The 17,426-nt window shown below is 63.2% G+C and carries 9 protein-coding genes; all 9 read right to left on the reverse strand.

The features are described from left to right. Positions 1-32: 32 nt before the first annotated feature. Positions 33-2,699 (reverse strand): glycoside hydrolase family 3 C-terminal domain-containing protein, encoded by a 2,667-nt coding sequence (locus GKZ68_RS07940; RefSeq protein ID WP_173112946.1) that lies wholly within the window; start codon positions 2,697-2,699, stop codon positions 33-35. A 129-nt stretch (positions 2,700-2,828) separates the two neighbouring features. After that, positions 2,829-5,234: a glycosyl hydrolase 115 family protein gene (locus GKZ68_RS07945; RefSeq protein ID WP_254244209.1), complete on the reverse strand. Its 2,406-nt coding sequence runs from the start codon at positions 5,232-5,234 to the stop codon at positions 2,829-2,831. Positions 5,235-5,479: 245 nt separating this feature from the next. Continuing rightward, positions 5,480-6,568: an endo-1,4-beta-xylanase gene (locus GKZ68_RS07950; RefSeq protein ID WP_173112950.1), complete on the reverse strand. Its 1,089-nt coding sequence runs from the start codon at positions 6,566-6,568 to the stop codon at positions 5,480-5,482. A 164-nt stretch (positions 6,569-6,732) separates the two neighbouring features. After that, positions 6,733-8,049, reverse strand: a complete 1,317-nt coding sequence (gene xylA, locus GKZ68_RS07955; RefSeq protein ID WP_173112953.1) for a xylose isomerase — start codon at positions 8,047-8,049, stop codon at positions 6,733-6,735. 155 nt (positions 8,050-8,204) lie between these two features. Then, on the reverse strand, positions 8,205-9,710 hold the full coding sequence (locus GKZ68_RS07960) for a xylulokinase (RefSeq protein ID WP_173112956.1): 1,506 nt from the start codon (positions 9,708-9,710) through the stop codon (positions 8,205-8,207). 8 nt (positions 9,711-9,718) lie between these two features. Then, on the reverse strand, positions 9,719-11,917 hold the full coding sequence (locus GKZ68_RS07965; RefSeq protein WP_173112958.1) for a glycoside hydrolase family 3 N-terminal domain-containing protein: 2,199 nt from the start codon (positions 11,915-11,917) through the stop codon (positions 9,719-9,721). Continuing rightward, positions 11,907-13,859 carry a sialate O-acetylesterase gene (locus tag GKZ68_RS07970; protein ID WP_173112962.1) on the reverse strand — a complete coding sequence of 651 codons (1,953 nt, stop codon included), beginning with the start codon at positions 13,857-13,859 and terminating at the stop codon, positions 11,907-11,909. The genes GKZ68_RS07965 and GKZ68_RS07970 overlap by 11 nt, the downstream gene beginning before the upstream one ends. Continuing rightward, positions 13,849-15,423, reverse strand: coding sequence for a DUF5597 domain-containing protein (locus GKZ68_RS07975; protein WP_254244210.1), 1,575 nt, complete (start codon positions 15,421-15,423; stop codon positions 13,849-13,851). The genes GKZ68_RS07970 and GKZ68_RS07975 overlap by 11 nt, the downstream gene beginning before the upstream one ends. A 174-nt stretch (positions 15,424-15,597) precedes the next feature. Next, positions 15,598-17,382 carry a RagB/SusD family nutrient uptake outer membrane protein gene (locus GKZ68_RS07980; protein ID WP_173112967.1) on the reverse strand — a complete coding sequence of 595 codons (1,785 nt, stop codon included), beginning with the start codon at positions 17,380-17,382 and terminating at the stop codon, positions 15,598-15,600. Positions 17,383-17,426 lie beyond the last annotated feature (44 nt).

Genomic DNA, 17,426 nt, shown 5'->3' on the forward strand with positions numbered 1-17,426 from the left:
GATGGCCTCAGGGGTGGTAGTTGGCCGCCGCTCTAGTCAATTGTTACCCGTGGCCCAGCCAGGGCCAGGTCGGTTTGCAGCACGCGGCCCGCCGCTACTGCCGCCGCCAGCGGCTGCCCGCCGCCCGCAAACAGCTGCACTTTGCCGGACGCTTCGACGCGCCGGGCCTGCGCATCGAGCCGCGAGAGCTGGCGCGGTGAAAGCGTGAACTGCACCGTTTGCCGGGCGCCCGGCGCCAGGTTGATGCGCCGGAAGCCTTGCAGCGCGTGCCGCGCCACGCGGCCCGTTGCGCCGGGGTGGCGCACGTAGAGCTGCACCACCTCGTCGCCGGCGCGGGCGCCGGTATTCTGCACCTCCACGCTCACCCGGATGGGCTGGCCGGTGGCGGGCTTCGACAGCACCTTCAAGTTGCTGTATTTGAACGTAGTATAACTCAGGCCATGACCAAAGGGGAAAAGTGGCTCGCCGGTGAAGTAACGATAGGTGCGGCCGGCCATGCTGTAGTTGTCGAAGGCTGGCAGCTGGGTTTCCGACTTGTAGAACGTGACCGGCAGGCGGCCGGCGGGATTGTAGTCGCCGAAGAGCACGTCGGCTAGGGCCGTGCCGGCGGCTTGGCCGCCGTACCAGCTCGTGAGCAGGGCCGGCAGGTTGGCCGCTTCCCAGGGCGTAGCCAGGGCGCTGCCCGACATCATCGTGAATATCACCGGCTTGCCGCTGCTGTGCAGCACCTTTAGCAAGTTGGTTTGCACCTCGGGCAGGCCGATGGTGGTGCGGTCGCCGCCGCTGAAGCCAGGCACTTTTACCGTCATTTCCTCGCCTTCGAGCTGGGGCGAGATGCCGCCCACAAACACAATAGCGTCGGCATCCCTGACCCTAGCCAGGATGTTGGCCGCGTTCATGGGCACCACCCGCGCGCCGGTAAACTTGAGGATGCTGCGGCGGTCGTACTGCACGTACTCCAGGCGCAGGTCGAGGGGCTCGCCCTTGGTTACATTCAGCACGTACTGCCTGGTCGAGGAGCCGCGGCTAGCCCAAGCGTCAATCACTGGCTTGTCATTGACATAGAGCCGGTAGCCATCGTCGCCCGTGATTTGCAGGGCTAGCTCCTCAGTGGCGGCGGGCGTGAAGGTGGCGCGGTAGCGGGCCGATACGTTTTCGGCCGGCAGGCCGGGCGCGATTTCCAGCTTTACGTTGGCCAGGTAGCGGTCGAGGCCGGCTTCCTGGCGCGTGGCCACGGCCGGCCCTTCCAGGTTGGGGCCCTTGAAATACTCGGCCTGGAAGCCGGGCTGGCCATTGTAAGCCAGCTGTTTATTAATGTCAAGCGGCTCGAACACGGTGTTACTAGCGTAGTCAACCCCCTGGATGTACACCACTTCCGTACCCGGCCCCACCTTAGCACGAATGCCTTCAAGCGGCGTCACGATGTTGGTCGGGAAGCCGTTGTAGTTGCCCAGCTGCACGTTCGCGCTGTTGGCGTTGGGGCCGAGCACCGCGATTTTTTTCAGGTCCTTGCGCAGGGGCAGGGTGTTGTGCTCATTCTTAAGCAATACCACCGACTCGCGGGCCATTTTGAGGGCGTGGGCCTGGTGCGGGGCACTTTCCACTACGCTCAGCGGAATCTGGGCGTACTTCACGCGCTCCACGGGGTCGAACATGCCCAGCTGAAACCGGATTTTATACAGCCGCTTCACCGACGTATCGAGCTGCTGCTCGCTGATGAGCTTTTTTTGCACCGCATCCAGCAGCGAGTTATAGGTAAAGAGCTTGCCCGTAGCGCACTCAATATCAGTGCCGTGCAGCACGGCATTGGCGGCGGCGGTGGCCGCGTCGGGGTCGGTTTTGTGGTGCTGCCAGAAGTCGTTGATACCGTCGCAGTCGGACGTAACGTAGCCCTTAAACTGCCATTTCTTGTAGAGAATATTGGTCATCAGCACGTCGCTGCCGCAGCAGGGCTGGCCAGCGAAGGCATTGTAGGCGCACATCACGCCGGCCACCTTGGCGTCTACTATCAGGTCGCGGAAGGCGGGTAAGTACGTGTCCCACAGGTCGTAGTCGCTGATTTGGGCATTGTACTCGTGGCGCGACGACTCGGGGCCGCTGTGCACGGCGAAGTGTTTGGCACAGGCCGTGATTTTCAGATACTTCGGGTCGTCGCCCTGGAAGCCCTTCACCAGCGCCGAGCCTAGTTGGCCGGTCAGGTAGGGGTCTTCGCCGTAGGTTTCCTGGCCCCTGCCCCACCGCGGGTCGCGGAAGATGTTGATGTTGGGCGTCCAGAACGTAAGTCCTTGGTAAATACCTCGTTCGCCGCGCCGCACGTACTCCTGGTGCACCGCCCGCGCCTCATCCGAAGTCATGGTGGCCATCGTCAGCATGGCATCTTTGTCAAACGTAGCTGCCATGCCGATGGCCTGCGGGAACACCGTGGTTTTCAGGCCCGTGCGCGCCACTCCGTGCAGCGCCTCATTCCACCAGTTGTAGGCCGGAATGCCCAGCCGGTCGATGGCCGGCGAAGCATTCAGCATCTGCGATACTTTTTCGGCCAGGGTGAGGCGGCCCACCAGGTCATTCACGCGCTGGTCGAGCGGCAAATCGGGGTTTTGGAAGGGGTAAGCGGCCACGGCCGGACGCGGCGCGGGCGGGCGTTGGGCGCCGCTGGCCGCCAGCAGGCCCAGGCCCAGGAGCAGGTACGATAATTTCATGGGTGGGAATGGAATGGATTGTGGCCGAACGCGGGGTACTTCCCCCCGGCCCCTCTCCAAAAGCAAGGGGAGCTGACTGCAAGCGAACGTCAGGCCCCCCTTGCTTTTGGAGAAGGGCCGGGGGTGAGGTTAACGGCTACCGAGCGTGCCAGGCAGGGCCTTGCCCAAGCCGGCCGCATTGGCGGGCGGGCCGAGGTAGCTAGCGGGCACCGTGCCTTGGCTCACTACCAATTTTTCGAGTACCACGCCGGGGTCCACGCGCCAGAATTTGAGCACGTGCGCGCCGGCAGCAGCCACATTGTGCTGCGAGGTTTTGAGGATAATATTTTCGGCCACCGCCCTTTCCCAGGGTCTGTTGCCATTATCGGGATTGAGACCGGTGTGCAGGTTGACAAGCTGCGGCGCCTCATCGTCAATCGACACGGCGTAGCGCAGGCCGGTGGTGTTGGTGAAATCCAGGGTCGGCGCCAGGTAAGCACTCACCGTGACGGGGCCGGCCTGGGCTAGCGAGAGGCGATACTCCAGGTGCGGACTAGCCCCGCCCGGCGTGGGGGTAGGCGCAGCCGTAACCGGCACGGTCGTGACCGCGCCCGCCGTGCGGCCCAGGTCGGGCAGGCGCTGCCAGGTGACGGGGCCGGCATTTACGGCCTGGAAGTAGCTTTCGGCATCGAGCGAGACGTAGCTGGCGTTGTCTGCCGGGCTAGGGGTCGGCGCGGCAGCTTGGGCCGGGGTGCCCGCGGGCAGCGTTACAACCTCAGGCATCTTATCCACTTCCGGCTGCTGCCAGTAGGTGTAGCCGATGTGCGTTTGGTCCATCATGTGGTTCCATTTGCCGCCGGCCAGGGCGTGGTAGCGCTGCTTGATTTCGGCGTCATTGGCGTACAGCACCCTGGCTTTTTCGGCCAGCGCGTTGGTGTTGGGCTGATTGGTTTTAGCGGCCTCGCGGTTCTGCGCCACGGTGTAGTACAGCTCGTTGAGATTAGCGCAGGCCAGCACCGGGTGCAGCACCAGCTCGAAGTAGGCGTCGCGGTCGGCGGCGGGCAGCTTCTGGCTGATGGCCTCGGCGCGGGTGGCCAGGGCGTTGTACTCGGCCACTACCCTAGCCCACTCGCCGGTGGCCAGGCTATAGGTGGTGGCGTCGAGCAGCTCGGGCTTGCGGCGGGCGTTGTACTTGGCGTATTTGGCCAGGATATCGGCAATGTCGGCGGCGTATTTGGGGCCGAACTGCTGGCTAGCCCAGCGCTCGGTATAAGCCGCCACGCCGTCGGCGGGCAGCGCATCGGGGTTCCAGGCGTAGTCGAGGAAAAACGAAATCGGCAGCTCCATCGGCTTAAGGTCGCCCACGTTCACCACCCAAATCTGGTTGGCGCCATACGCGTAAGCCAGGTGCATCTGCTCCCAGATGCGCGGCAGCGGGTTCGTGTTCAGCCACTTGTAGTTGCGCGGCCCACCCACGTAGTCGAAGTGGTAGTAGATGCCGTAGCCACCCTTGCGGGGCTGGTCGCCGAGCCTGGGCAGCTTGCGCAGGTTGCCCCAGTTGTCGTCGCAGAGTAGCAGCGTCACGTCGTCGGGCACGCGCATGCCTTTGTCGTAGTACTCCTGCACCTCCTTGTAGAGCGCCCATACCTGGGGCGTCTGCTCGGCGGGTTTGTGGGTTTCTTCGGCCAGAATCCGGCGCTGGTCGGCCACTATTCTTTCGAGCAAGGCGGTGTTGCTTTCGCGGCTCATGGGCTCGTCGCCGTCGCCGCGCATGCCGATGGTCACGATGCTCTCGTGGGCGCCCATGTTGCGGATGCCCTGGCGCCAAAACTCCTGTAGCACCGGCGCATTGGTCTGGTAGTTCCAGGGGCCTTTGCCGTAGCGCTTCCATTCCTGCTGGGCGCGCAGCATGGGCTCGTGGTGCGAGGTGCCCATCACGATGCCGTAGGTATCGGCTAGCTCCGGGCTGCGCTTATCGTCGTCGTTAAAGGCATTGCCCCACATGGCGGGCCAGAGGTAATTGCCTTTCAGCCGGAGGATTAGCTCAAAAACGTGCTCGTACATTTTAGAGTTGATGCCGCCGAATTTCTCCTTCGCCCAGCCGCTCAGCGCGGGCGCCTCATCGTTGAGAAAAATGCCCCGGTACTTCACCTTGGGTTCGCCCAGCGTGTGGCGGCCGGCGGCTACGTAGAGGTTTTTCTGGTGCGGCACGGGCACATCGGCCCACCACGTCCAGGGCGATACACCCATCTGCGCCGACAGGTCGTAGAGGCCGTAGATGGTGCCGCGCTTGTCGCTGCCCGCCACCACCAGGGCGCTGGCCACGCCCGGCAGGGGGTTGGCGATGGGCTGCACCACGAAGGTTTCCCAGCGCCCGGCCAGGTTGCTCACATCGAGCTTGCCGTTCTGCACCAGCTTGTCAATCAAAGCGCTGTGGCCCAGCGTACCGATGAGCACCACGGGCTGCGCACTCTGCGGCGCATCAGTGAGCATGGCAGGTTCCTGGCCCGTCACGCGGGTGATGTCGGCCTGCACGTCGCGGATGGTGCGCAGCACGCCCGGCCACTCGCCGTCGCTGGCGTAGAGCGCGGCGGCCTTCCCCCCGCCACGAGCGGGAAACTTCCGGCGCTCTGTTTGGCAGCGATGTAGTGGTCGGTACGCAGGGGGGCCGGCTGCTGAGCGAAGGCCAGCGCGGGGACCAGCACTAGCACCGTCAGCCGAAGATGGGCAAGGATAATGCGCATTGGGAATATTGTTTAGTAGTGGGGGTTGCTCAGCAGGTGTGCACCTCACCCTAGACCTTAAAACTTCACCACCTCGTAGTAAGCCGGCTTGGGCTTGAAATTCTCATCAAACAGCAGTGGGTGGTTTTTTCGTCCCGCCACCGGGTAGGTATCCAACCAGGAGTAGTGGTCAGAAATGTTCCAGAACGTAACGCCCGTGAGGCGGCCGGCCTTCGCCTCATCACGAAACACGTTGAAAAATAACTTATACTGTGCGCTTTGCTTGGCCTGCATCTCGGGCGTGTAGGCGTCCGACTCGTCGGGGCGCTTGGCACGGCGGTCCTTTTCCCAGGGGTACACCGACACGTCCAGCTCGGTCACCTGCACCTTGAGGCCTAGCGAGGCAAAGCGCTCGATGGTGGCGCGCAGCTCCTGCCCGGTGGGCTCGACCAGCGACCAGTGGCCCTGCAGGCCCACCGCGTCGATGGGCACTTTGGCATCCTTCAGCTTTTTGAGCAGCTTGTAGATGCGCTCCATCTTCTCGGGGCGCTCGGTGTTGTAGTCGTTGTAGAAGAGCACCGCGCTAGGGTCGGCGGCGTGGGCGTAGCGAAAGGCTTCGGCAATGAAGTCCTCGCCGCAGATTTTGTACCAGTCGGAGTTGCGCAGGAACTCACCGGGGTTATCGGCGATGGCCTCGTTCACCACGTCCCAGGCGTAAATTTTGCCTTTGTAGCGCTTCACCACGGCGTCGATGTGGTCGTGCAGGCGCTTGAGCAGCCGTGCTTTGCTCACCTGGCTGCCATCGGGATTTTTGAAAATCCAGCGGGGCGTTTGCTCGTGCCAGCAGAGGTTGTGGCCGCGCACCTTCAGCTTGTGCGCCTGGGCAAAGTCCACGATGGCATCGGCCGGCCCCCAATTGTAGCGGGTCGAGTCGGGGTGGATGGGCCCCATCTTCATGTCGTTCTCCGGCGTGAGGCTGTTGAACTGCTGAAGAATAAGCGCTACCTCGGCCGGGTTTTGCAACGCCCGCGGCGACACAGCCACGCCCACCGGGAAGTAGTCTTTGTAGTAGTCTTTCAGGCCCTTTTCAGCGGGCGGGCGCTGGCTGCTGGTGAAGGCCAGGCTGGCTAGCAACAGGGCACCGAGGGCGTAGCGGGAAACGTTCATAAAACGGAGCTTACTAAAAATAGCGCCTCATCCCCCGACCCTTATCCGCAAAGCGAAGGGCAGCCTAATGCAAACTGATGAAGAGCAGTCGTTCGGCTCCCCCTCGCGCTTTGAGCAAAGGGACTAAGGATGAGGCGCTACGCTAGGCTAGCAATAGCACTAGCTTAGATATACTGATTAATGATGCTTTCCAGCCACTCCTGCTTGCCGCTGCGGGGCGTGGGCTCGCCGGTTTCGTGCGCGACACGGCGCAGGTCTTCCAGCGTGAGGTTGCCCTTCGCAAACTCGGCGCCGTGGCCCGAGTCGAACGAAGCGTAGCGCTCGGTGCGGAATTGCTTGTAGGGCGACTTGGTGAGGATGGCATCGGCCGTGACGAGGGCGCGGGCGAAGGTATCCATGCCGGCGATGTGGGCGATGAAGATATCCTCCAGGTCGGTCGAGTTGCGGCGCGTTTTGGCGTCGAAGTTGATGCCGCCGGGGGCGATGCCGCCGTGCTCCAGGATGATGAGCATGCTCTCGGTCAGCTCATTCAGGTTGTTCGGAAACTGGTCGGTATCCCAGCCGTTCTGGTAGTCGCCGCGGTTGGCGTCGATGCTGCCGAGCAGGTTGGCATCGGCGGCTACTTGCAGCTCGTGCTGGAAGGTGTGGCCGGCTAGCGTGGCGTGGTTCACTTCCAGGTTCAGCATGAAGTCCTTTTCCAAGCCGTGCGCTTTGAGGAAACCGATGACGGTAGCGGCGTCGAAGTCGTACTGGTGCTTGGTGGGCTCGGCCGGCTTGGGCTCGATGAAGAATTTGCCTTTAAAGCCCTGCTTGCGGGCGTAGTCGCGCGAAATGCTCAGGAAGCGGGCCAGGTGCTCCTGCTCGCGCTTCATGTTGGTGTTGAGCAGGGTCATGTAGCCCTCGCGGCCACCCCAAAAAGTGTAGCCCTCGCCGCCCAGCGCGATGGTGGCGTCGATGGAGTTTTTCACCTGCGTGCCGGCGTGGGCCACCACCGCAAAGTCAGGATTGGTGCTGGCGCCGTTCATGTAGCGCGGGTTCGAAAACACGTTGGCCGTGCCCCACAGCAGCTTCACGCCGCTTTCCTGCTGCTTGGTTTTGAGGTAGTCAACCACGGTGCTCAGGTTGCTTTCGTACTCTTTCAACGAAGCACCCTCATCCACGAGGTCAATGTCGTGGAAGCAGTAGTAGGGCGTGCCGAGCTTGGTGAAAAACTCAAATGCGGCATCGGCCTTGTCCTTGGCGCGGCCCACGATGTCGCCTTTCTGGTCCCAGGCAAAGTTCTTGGTGCCGGGGCCGAACGGGTCGCCGCCGGTGCCCACGAACGTGTGCCAGTACGCGGTAGCGAAGCGCAGGTGGTCCTTCATGGTCTTGCCGGCCACCATACGGTTTTCGTCGTACCATTTGAAAGCCAGGTGATTATCAGACTCGCGGCCTTCAAACTTGATTTTGTCGATGCCTTTGAAAAATTCGGAGGTTGCCATGTTGGGAGGGTAGTTGGGGGGTAATGAGAGGTGGTACAGGGATAGTCAGCTAAGCGTGCTTCATCCCTAATATTTGCTTTAAAAAAAGAGAAAGAACTGATGCGGGGCCGCAACGCTGGCAGCACCTGCGTCTTCGCACTTCGCCAGGACGAGGCTTAGGCTATTAACATTTCCGCCGGGCGGGTTTCGCGAGCTAGTAGGGTCTGCCAGTCGCTGTAGGTTTGCTGGTATTGAGCTTGCAGGGCAGGGGTAGGCTCCACAGTGCTGATGAGCGCCAGGCCATTGAACGCCTCCTTGGGGCTGGCGTAGATGCCCGCGCCAATGCCCGCGCCGCGCGCCGCGCCCTGAGCCGCGTCGGTGTCGTAGAGCTCCAACGTCACGTTGCCGCAGTTCACGAAAGCCTCGCGGAACACCGGCGAGAGGAACATATTGGCGTGGCCGGCGCGCACTTTCTGCACCTGCACGCCCGAGGCGCGCATGATGTCCATGCCGTAGTTGAGGGCGTACACAATGCCTTCCTGCGCGGCGCGGATGAGGTGCGGCTGGCCGTGCACGTTGAACTGCAAGCCGTGGAGGCTGGCGGCGGCGGGCCGGTTTTGGAGAATGCGCTCGGCGCCGTTGCCGAAGGGCAGAAAGAGCAGGCCCGCCGCCCCTACCGGCGCCTGGGCGGCCAGGGTGTTCATTTGGTCGTAGGGCAGGTTGCCCACCGCTTTGCGCAGCCAGCTATTCAGAATGCCGGTGCCGTTGAGGCACATCAGCACGCCGTTTTTAGGCTGTTCGCGGGTGCTGTTCACGTGCACGAACGAGTTGACGCGCGAGCGGGGGTCGGCCGTGGTCGTCTCGTTGATGCCGTAGACTACGCCGCTGGTGCCGCCGGTAGCGGCTACTTCGCCGGCGTTCAGCACGTTGAGCGAGAAGGCGTTATTGGGCTGGTCGCCGGCGCGGTAGCTGATGGGCGTGCCGGGGGCTAGCCCCAGCGTCTGGGCCGCTTCGGCCGTGAGGCGGCCTTGGATGGCGAAGGTGTCCACCACCTCGGGCAGCAAGTCGGCGCTGATGCCGTAGTAGTCGAGTAGCTCCTGGGCGATGGCCTGCTTCTTGAAATTCCAGAACACGCCCTCCGAGAGGCCCGATACGGTGGTTTGCATCTGGCCCGTAAGCTGGTAGGCGAGGTAATCGCCGGGCAGCTGAATCTTGTGGATTCGGGCGTAAATCTCCGGCTCGTTTTCGCGCACCCACTTCAGCTTGGAGGCGGTGAAGTTGCCCGGCGAGTTCAGGAAATTCTCTAGGCAAAACTCCTCACCTAGGTCAGCAAAGGCCTGGTTGCCGATTTCCACGGCGCGACTGTCGCACCAGATAATGGCGGGCCGCAGCACGTGGCCGTCTTTATCAAGCAGCACCAGGCCGTGCATCTGGTACGTAATACCGATGCCGGCCAGCAGCGACGGGTCGAAGCCGTAGCGGGCTTGCAGCTTTTTGGTGGTGTTGATGACTTCCTGCCACCAGCGCTCGGGGCGCTGCTCGGCCCAACCGGGCTGGGGCACGGCCATCTCCATCTCGGTTTCGGGTGAGGTGGCGGCGGCCACGCAGCGGCCGGTGGCGATGTCGAGCAGCGAGACTTTGATGGAAGAGCTACCGATGTCGTAGCCAAGGAGATATTTCATAGTGGAAGCTATTTAATAGTCAATAGAGCCGAAGCTGGCTTGGCGGCGCCCAGCGCTAGGCTGCGGGCCGAGGGCAGCGAGCCACCCACGTACACCGTGACCGGGCCGCTAGGCGCCACGGCGTTGCCGCCCTTGTCAATCAGCGCCAGTTGGGCGGGCGTGAGCGTGAACTTGACCTGGGTGCTAGCCCCCGGCTGCAGGTTCACACGCTTGAAGCTTTTCAAGGCAAAAAGCGGCGTCTGAGTACCGGCCTTGGGCGGGTGCGTGAGGTAGAGCTGCACTACTTCATCGGCAGCTAGGGTGCCCGAATTGGTGACAGTGGCAGTTACTTCAGCTGATTCGTTTTTGCCAATTTTGGCTTTGGCCAACTTCAGGTTGGAGTACGCAAACTTGCCGTAGCTCAGGCCATAGCCGAAGGGATACATGGGCTCGGCGGCCAGGTAGCGGTAAGTGCGGCCCTTCATGCCGTAGCTTTCGTAGGCGGGCAGTTGGGCGAAGCTCTTGGGAAACGTGACGGGCAGGCGGCCCGAGGGCGAGACCTTGCCAAACACGAGGTCGGCCACGGCGTTGCCGCCTTCCTCGCCGGGGTACCAGGTCAGGAGTACGGCGTCGGCCAATTCGTGCACCTCGCTCAGGTTCATGGGGCTGCCGCCGGTCACGACGGCGATGATGGGCGTTTTGCTGCCCTGGCGCAGCTTTTTGAGGAAGTCGATTTGGTTTTGGGGCAGGTTGTAGTCGAGGCGGTCGCCGGCATTGGGCGAGGCGATGGACTCGCCCTCCTCCCCTTCCAGCACGCCCGTAATGCCCATTACCACGATGATGGCGTCGGTTTGCTTGGCCTCGCCGGTGGTCCAGTCGATGGGGTTGATGTTGGGCCGGTCGAGCAGGGCGCCCTGCTTGTACTCAATCTGGCTGCCGGGCTGCACGGCGCCCACCAAGCCCTCCAGGATGGTGCTCATCTGGTCGTTCACGCCGTAGTAGTTGCCGAGCAGCGCTTCCACGCTGGTAGCATTAGGGCCGGTCACGAAGTACTTGCCCAGGTCGGGGCGCAGGGGTAGCACGCCGTTGTTTTTAAGCAGTACCATCGACTTGAGGGCCACTTCCTTAGCCATGGCGCGGTGGGCGGCGCTGTTCACCACCTCGGGGCCTAGCCGGTCGTAGGGCGTAGCGTTTGGCCCGTCAAACAAGCCCAGCTTGAAGCGCGTGCGCAGCAGAATGGCGAGGGCGGTATCCACCTGGCTTTCCTTGAGCAGGCCCTGGTGCACGGCATCGGGCAGCTTGGTGTAGGTGTCGCCGCAGTTCAGGTCTACGCCGCGCGAGAGGGCTAGCGCGGCGGCTTCAGTCTTGGTCTTAACCGTTTTGTGGCCCTGGTAAAGGTCATCCAAGGCGCCGCAGTCGCTCACTACGTGGCCCCGGAAGCCCCACTCTTTGCGCAGCACCTGGTCGAGCAAGAACTCGTTGCCGCAGCAGGGCTCGCCGTTAGTGCTGTTGTAGGCGCACATCACGGCCTCCACGTGGGCGTCTTTTACCAATGCCTTGAAGGCCGGCAAGTAGGTTTCGCGCAAATCCTGGGGGCTAGCCTCAGCGTTGAACTCGTGGCGCAGGCGCTCGGGGCCGCTGTGCACGGCGTAGTGCTTGGCGCAGGCCGCCACTTTGAGGTACTTCGGGTTGTCGCCCTGCAAGCCCCGCACGAAGGCTACGCCCATGCGCGAGGTCAGCGTGGGGTCCTCGCCGTAGGTTTCCTGACCGCGGCCCCAGCGCGGGTCGCGGAAGATGTTGATGTTGGGCGTCCAGAAGGTGAGGCCGCCGTACTTCACGTAGTGGTTCTTGGCGATGGCCGCGTTGTACACCGCCCGCGCCTCGTCCGAAATCGCGGTGGCTTCGCGCAGGGCCAGGTCGTCGTCAAACGTCGCCCCTAGCCCGATGGCCTGCGGAAACACCGTGGCCGGCGCCGAGCGGCCCACGCCGTGCAGCGCCTCGTTCCACCAACTGTAGGCCGGGATGCCCAGGCGCGGAATGGCCGGGCTCTGGTCGAGCATTTGCTGGGCTTTTTCTTCCAGCGACAGCTGTTTAATCAGGTCATTCACCCGCACGCTAAGCGGCTGCTTCGCGTCGCGAAACACGGATGTGGTTTGGGCGCTACTTTCCAGGCTAGCCAGGGCCAGCAGCGCGCAGCCGGGCAGCAAGTAGGTCAGCCTAAAAGTCATCGGTGCGGAAAGTTGAAGCGGGCAGGCCCTCTTTGTTGTACAGGTTAGCCCCTTCGGGGTTATCGGCCCAGGCGTAGCGCACGGCCACGGGTGCGGGCACCTGGTCGCTCCAGACGATTACTTTATTGCCTTCGATGCGGGCCTGGGCGGGTACAAACTTGTGGTCGGCCCCGGCCACGGTGAAGCCGCCGAGCGGGCCACCGCCTTTGGCTTCGAGCCCGCTCCCAACCCCGGCAAAAGTCAGCGTAACCTGCTTGCCGGTGGTTTTCATGGTTTGGTAGAGCGGGCCGCTGGCCACCACTTTGGGGTCGCCGTAGGCTACTTTCTCGGCGGCCAGGGCTAGCCGGTGGCCGACAGTCTGCTTATCAAGCGGGTGAATGTCGTTCCACTCGCCTACGTCGCTGATAACGGCCATGCCGGTGCGCGGCAAAGCCAGCAGGCGGCGCTGGGCGTCGCGCACCAGGGCCTGGTTGCTCTCGCCGGGCTCCTTTTTGACGGCGTTGATATTGGCCAATTGCACGTAGAGGAAGGGCAGGTCGGGCCGCTGAAAGTGCGCGCGCCAGTCGGTGACAAGGCTCGAAGTCAGGGCGTAGTAATCGGCCGGGTGGCCTACGTTGCTCTCACCCTGGTACCACAGCACGCCCTTGATGGCGTAGGGCAAGGCCGGCGCCACGAGGCCATTATACAGCCCCCCCGGCTGGTACTGAAACGTGGTGGTGCCGGGCGTGGGCGTCATGGTGCCGCCCAGCTTGTACTGCCAAGGTCCGCGCAGGTCGAGGGCCTGGCCGCCGGCCGTGAGCTGGTAGGTTTTCTCCCTGGTAAAGCCCCCGCGCCCGCCGTTGCTGATGAGGCGCACCATAATCACGTTTTTGCCGGCCTTCAGCACGCCGGGGCCAAAGTCGTACTTGCGCGGCGGGTACTGGTAGGCAGTGGTGCCCACGAGCTGGCCGTTGATGTAGGTCGAGTCGGCGTCGACGAGCGTGCCCAGCTCCAGGCGGCCGGGCTTTTCGGCCATGGCGGCGGGCACTTCCACTTCCTTGCGAAACCACAGCACGCCGTTGACCATGCCGAGCGGCGTCTGGTCGGCCCAGTAGCCGGGCACCGGCATGGTGGGCCAGGCGCTGGCGTCGTAGCTGGGGCTGCTCCACTTGGGCTGGCCGGGCGCCTCGCCCTGGTCGGCCTGGTGCAGGCGCTTGTACCAGTCGCCCACGGCGGCGCGCTCGCGCTGCTGGATGCCGACCACGGCGGCGCTGTCGCGGTAGGGCGCGGCTTGCTGCTCATACTTGGGAAACTGCTTGAGGGCATCGGCGCTCAGCCAGGCTTCGGCCGGCGAGCCGCCTACGGCCACCTTTATCAGGCCCACGGGCACCTGATACTTGGCGTTGATTTCTTTGGCGAAGAAGTAGCCCACGGCCGAGAAGCCCAGCACCGTTTCGGGCGTAAGGGCTACCCAACTGCCACCAGTCACGTCGGCTTTGGGGCCGTTGAAGGCGTAGCGCATCGGCACGTCGAACTGCCGGATGCGCGGGTTGTTAGCCGTGGCTACTTCCTGCGGATACTTGTCGCGCACGCGGCGCATGGGCAGTTCCATGTTCGACTGCCCCGCGCAAAACCACACGTCGCCCACCAAGATATCCTTCAGCACCAAGTGGTTGCTGGCGTCGATGGTCATCTCGTAGGGGCCACCGGCCTTCAGGGCGGGCAGTTGCACCTGCCACTGGCCGGCGGGGCTAGCGGTAGTGCGGTAGGTTTTACCCTGGAAGGCCACGCTGACCGCCTCGCCGGCCTTGGCCCAGCCCCAGATGCGCACCGGCGCCTCGCGCTGCAGCACCATGCCGTTGCTCACGAGGCGCGGCAGGCGCACCTGGGCGCGGGCGGGCGCGGCGGCCAGTACCGCCAGGGTGCCCGCGGCGGCGAGCTGGGCAAAACGATTAGTAGGCATAGAGCTTAACGTGTTGAATAGCATAGCTACCGGGTTCGAGGCGAATATGGCGGCCCTGGTGGTTCTGGTCGCCATTGAGGCGGCGGCCGGGCACCCAGGCGCCGTTGACAAAGCGGCCTTCGTCGATGCTGACGAAGCCGGCCTTTTTGCCGGCCGCCGTGGGCTCGCAGTTGATAACGAGGCTGTTGCCCACGACGTAAAACTCGTCGGGTGCCACGCTGATGATGAGGCCACCGGCCAGCGGCCAGTCGGGCTTTTTCGCGTCGGGCGCCCAGCCTAGGGTGTAGTCGTGCTTCACCGTGAAACGGTAGTCGCCGAGGGTAGCGTGGCCGGCGGCCGAGTCTTTGGCTTGCAGGAAGCCGCGCACGGCCCCTAGCGGCTGGTACTTGGTAAGCAGCGGGGTTATCTGCTGCAAAAGGTCGTAGGCTTTGCCGATGGGCTCCTGCGCGGGCTTGTCGGTCGATTCAATGGAAAAGGGCGAAAAAGACAGGCAGTTGTAGTGCCCGAAAGCATAGAGCGCCTTGGCGTCGTCGCCGGGCTCAAACGCAATTTCGGGGGTAAAAAGCGGCCGGCCGTTGCGGGTAAACAGGTCGGACCAGTAGCGGAAATTCGGGTTGTAGTAGTCGGGCGCCAAGATGTCGATGCTCGGAGCACCGGCTTCCCACACGTCGGCGAGGTGGGGCAGCGGGCCAGCGCTGGGGTATTGGCCGGGCAGGCGGTCGGCGCGGTAGTTGAGGGCCGCGTTCACGTACATCGGCAGCGGGTAGGCGGCTTTGCCAGCGGCGGCTAGGGTATTCGTAAAGTCGGCGTAGTACCAGGCTTGAAAAATCTCGTCGGTGGCCACGCCGGGGCCGAAAACCTCGGTCCAGGTGCCCTGGGTTTTGGCACCGTGGCGCTGCCACTGCGCGGCAAACTCGGGGCGCAGGCTAGCGCTGTTGCGCTGCAAATAAGTGAGCAGCGGCTCGGGCACCGGCTGGGCGAAGGCGGCCTGGGCCGCGGCGTCGTAGCTGCGGGCCTCGGGCAACATCCCGATTTCGTTTTCGACCTGCACCATCAGCACGGTGTGGGTGCGGCTGTCCGTTTGCTTGAGATGCTGCATCAGGCGCACAAACGCCTTTTTATCAGCTTCCAGGTTTGCGGCGCTGAAGGGCGTCAGGATTTCCTGGGGGTGGCCCTGCGCATCGGTGGCGCGCGGAAAGCGGCTAGGGTCGGTTTTGACCCAGGCCGGGGCATACACCGACATGCTATTTTTCCAGGCCCCAAACCACAGCAGCACCAGCTTGAGTTGGTGCCGGCGGGCGTCGGCCAGCAGCTCATCCACCAGCTTGAAATCGAAACGGCCTTCGGTGGGCTCCAGCAATTCCCAGTACACGGGCGCAAACACCGTGTTGAGGTGCATGGCCTGGAGCTTGGGCCAGACGGGCTGCAGGTAGGCCGTGCTTGAGCTGCTCGAATTGCCCAGCTCGCCACCCAGTATCAAAAACGGCTTTCCATCCACCAGCAACTGGGTACTCGGGCCGGTTTTTACCAGCCGGGGCGGGGCACTCTGGGCACGGGTACCCAAGGCGCTCAGCCCAAGCAAGCTGGCCATCATAAACCTACCTATCAACTCTTTATAGCTCAAAATTACCTGTATTGAAAACAACTCCGCGAACGGGTTCAACTCCCTTATTAAAACCAAGCAGACAGTTGCTGCCGGGCCACCTTGCGGCAGCCCGGCAGCGCTGGCCAGCCAGGGCTAGTACCCAGGGTTTTGGGTGAGCTTGCCGCCAGTGCGGTCAATTTCACTCTGCGGAATGGGCCGCAGCACGTGGAAGTCTTTGATGTTGATGGCCGCGTTGGAGCCGTATACCCCGCCCTTGGTGAAGCCCGGCGTCGTTACCGAGCGCAGCGCGGGCGCATAGTTGGTATTGCGAATGCGCGTGAGCAGCTCACTGGCCCCACCGGCCGTGACCGTACGCTTCAGGTCGTACCAGCGGGTAAACTCGCCGCACAGCTCACGGGCGCGCTCATCCAGAATAAAGTCGATGCTTACCTGCGCGGCGGTGATATCCATTAGGCTTTTCTTGCCGGCGGCAGCGGCGCGCTCGCGCACCACGTTGAGGTAGGTGGCGGCCTGGGCGCTATTACCAAGGTAGAAGTACGCCTCAGCGGCCATCAGGTACGTCTCGGCTAGGCGGTAAATAATGTTGGGCCGGGTCGAGAAGCCGTTGAGCGACGAGCGGTTGCGGCTGTCGAACTTGTTGAGCGTCGGGAAGTACTCCGTGGTGTACTGGCTAGGCTGAATAACGAGGTACGGATACGGCGTGCGGCTGGCAATGCGCGCGAGCTGCGCCGCCGTCAGGTCGCGGCCGGGGTACCAGACCGATGTATCGCCGATGACGGCCTTGGTGCTGCCGCCGTTGGCATTGGGCGCGTTCACGGTGTATACCGTCGTAAACCACTTGTTGTAGCGCGTATCGGTTGTGCGCAGCGCGGCGCCCGACTCCAGGGCGTTGCCGCTGGCATCGCGCAGGATGTACGAATTTTCGAGGAAGTACGTGGGTACGTGGCGGGCAAACGGGCGGCCGTTGTACGTGTCGCGGGCCATGTTGGGCATCTTGTCGTAGCGGCTGCGGTACTGGAAGTTCAGCACGTTTTCGCCACTCACGTAGGTGAAGCCATCCAGGCCCGTAAACGTGGCGTCGTTGTTAAACTGGGCATTGAAGATGACCTCCTTGCCGTTCTCGTTGCCTTCGGCAAATACGGTAGCCGGGTCAGCTTCCAGCGCCAGGCCGTAGCGACCTTGGTTATCAATCAGTTCTTTGGCGTACTGGGCGGCCATGGCGTAGTCGGTGGCCTGCTTGGCCGACGAGGTGGCGCGGGTTAGGTACACCTTGGCCAGCAGGTGCAGGGCCGTGGCGCGCGTTACGCGGCCGGGCTGGGCGGGCTTATCGGCGATGGTGGCCAGCGACTCCGTCAGGTCTTTGAGTATCTGGGTGTACACATCGGCCAGCGGGGCACGGCTGATATCCTTGGTGGGCTGGTCGATGAAGGCGGTGTAGAGCGGCACGTCGCCGAAGTCCTGCGCCAGCACAAAGTAGTACTGGGCCCGCAGCAGCTTGGCCTCGGCCAGCAGCTGGGTCAGGCGCGTGGGTGAGAGGCCCTGGGCGTTGGGGCCATATTGCAGCACTCCGTTGGCGGCGTTGATTTTCTGGTAGCACGCCGTCCAGACAAACGAGTGCGAGCCGTCGCCCGAGGGTGTCAGGGCGTTGTTGTCGTAGTCAGACAGGCCGCTGCTGGCCGAGATGCCGGTGGTCCAGAGGTCGGTGCCCGCCTCGGTGGTGAAAGTGGCCGCGTCGTTGCCGTATATCTGGCGTAGGCCCGAGTACACGCCTACTACGCCTGCCTCCACGCCCTGCGATGTTTGCAGGAACGCGGGCGTCAGCACCGACGTCGGGTTCTCGTCCAGGATGTCCTTGTTGCAGCTGGTCGCCGACAGCACCAGTGCCGTGCCAAGCGTAGCTAATACTATTTTTTTCATGATGATTGCGAAGGATTGGATAGGAAATGGGGGGCTCGCGGCCC

The sequence above is a fragment of the Hymenobacter sp. BRD128 genome (assembly GCF_013256625.1).
GTDB lineage: Bacteria > Bacteroidota > Bacteroidia > Cytophagales > Hymenobacteraceae > Hymenobacter.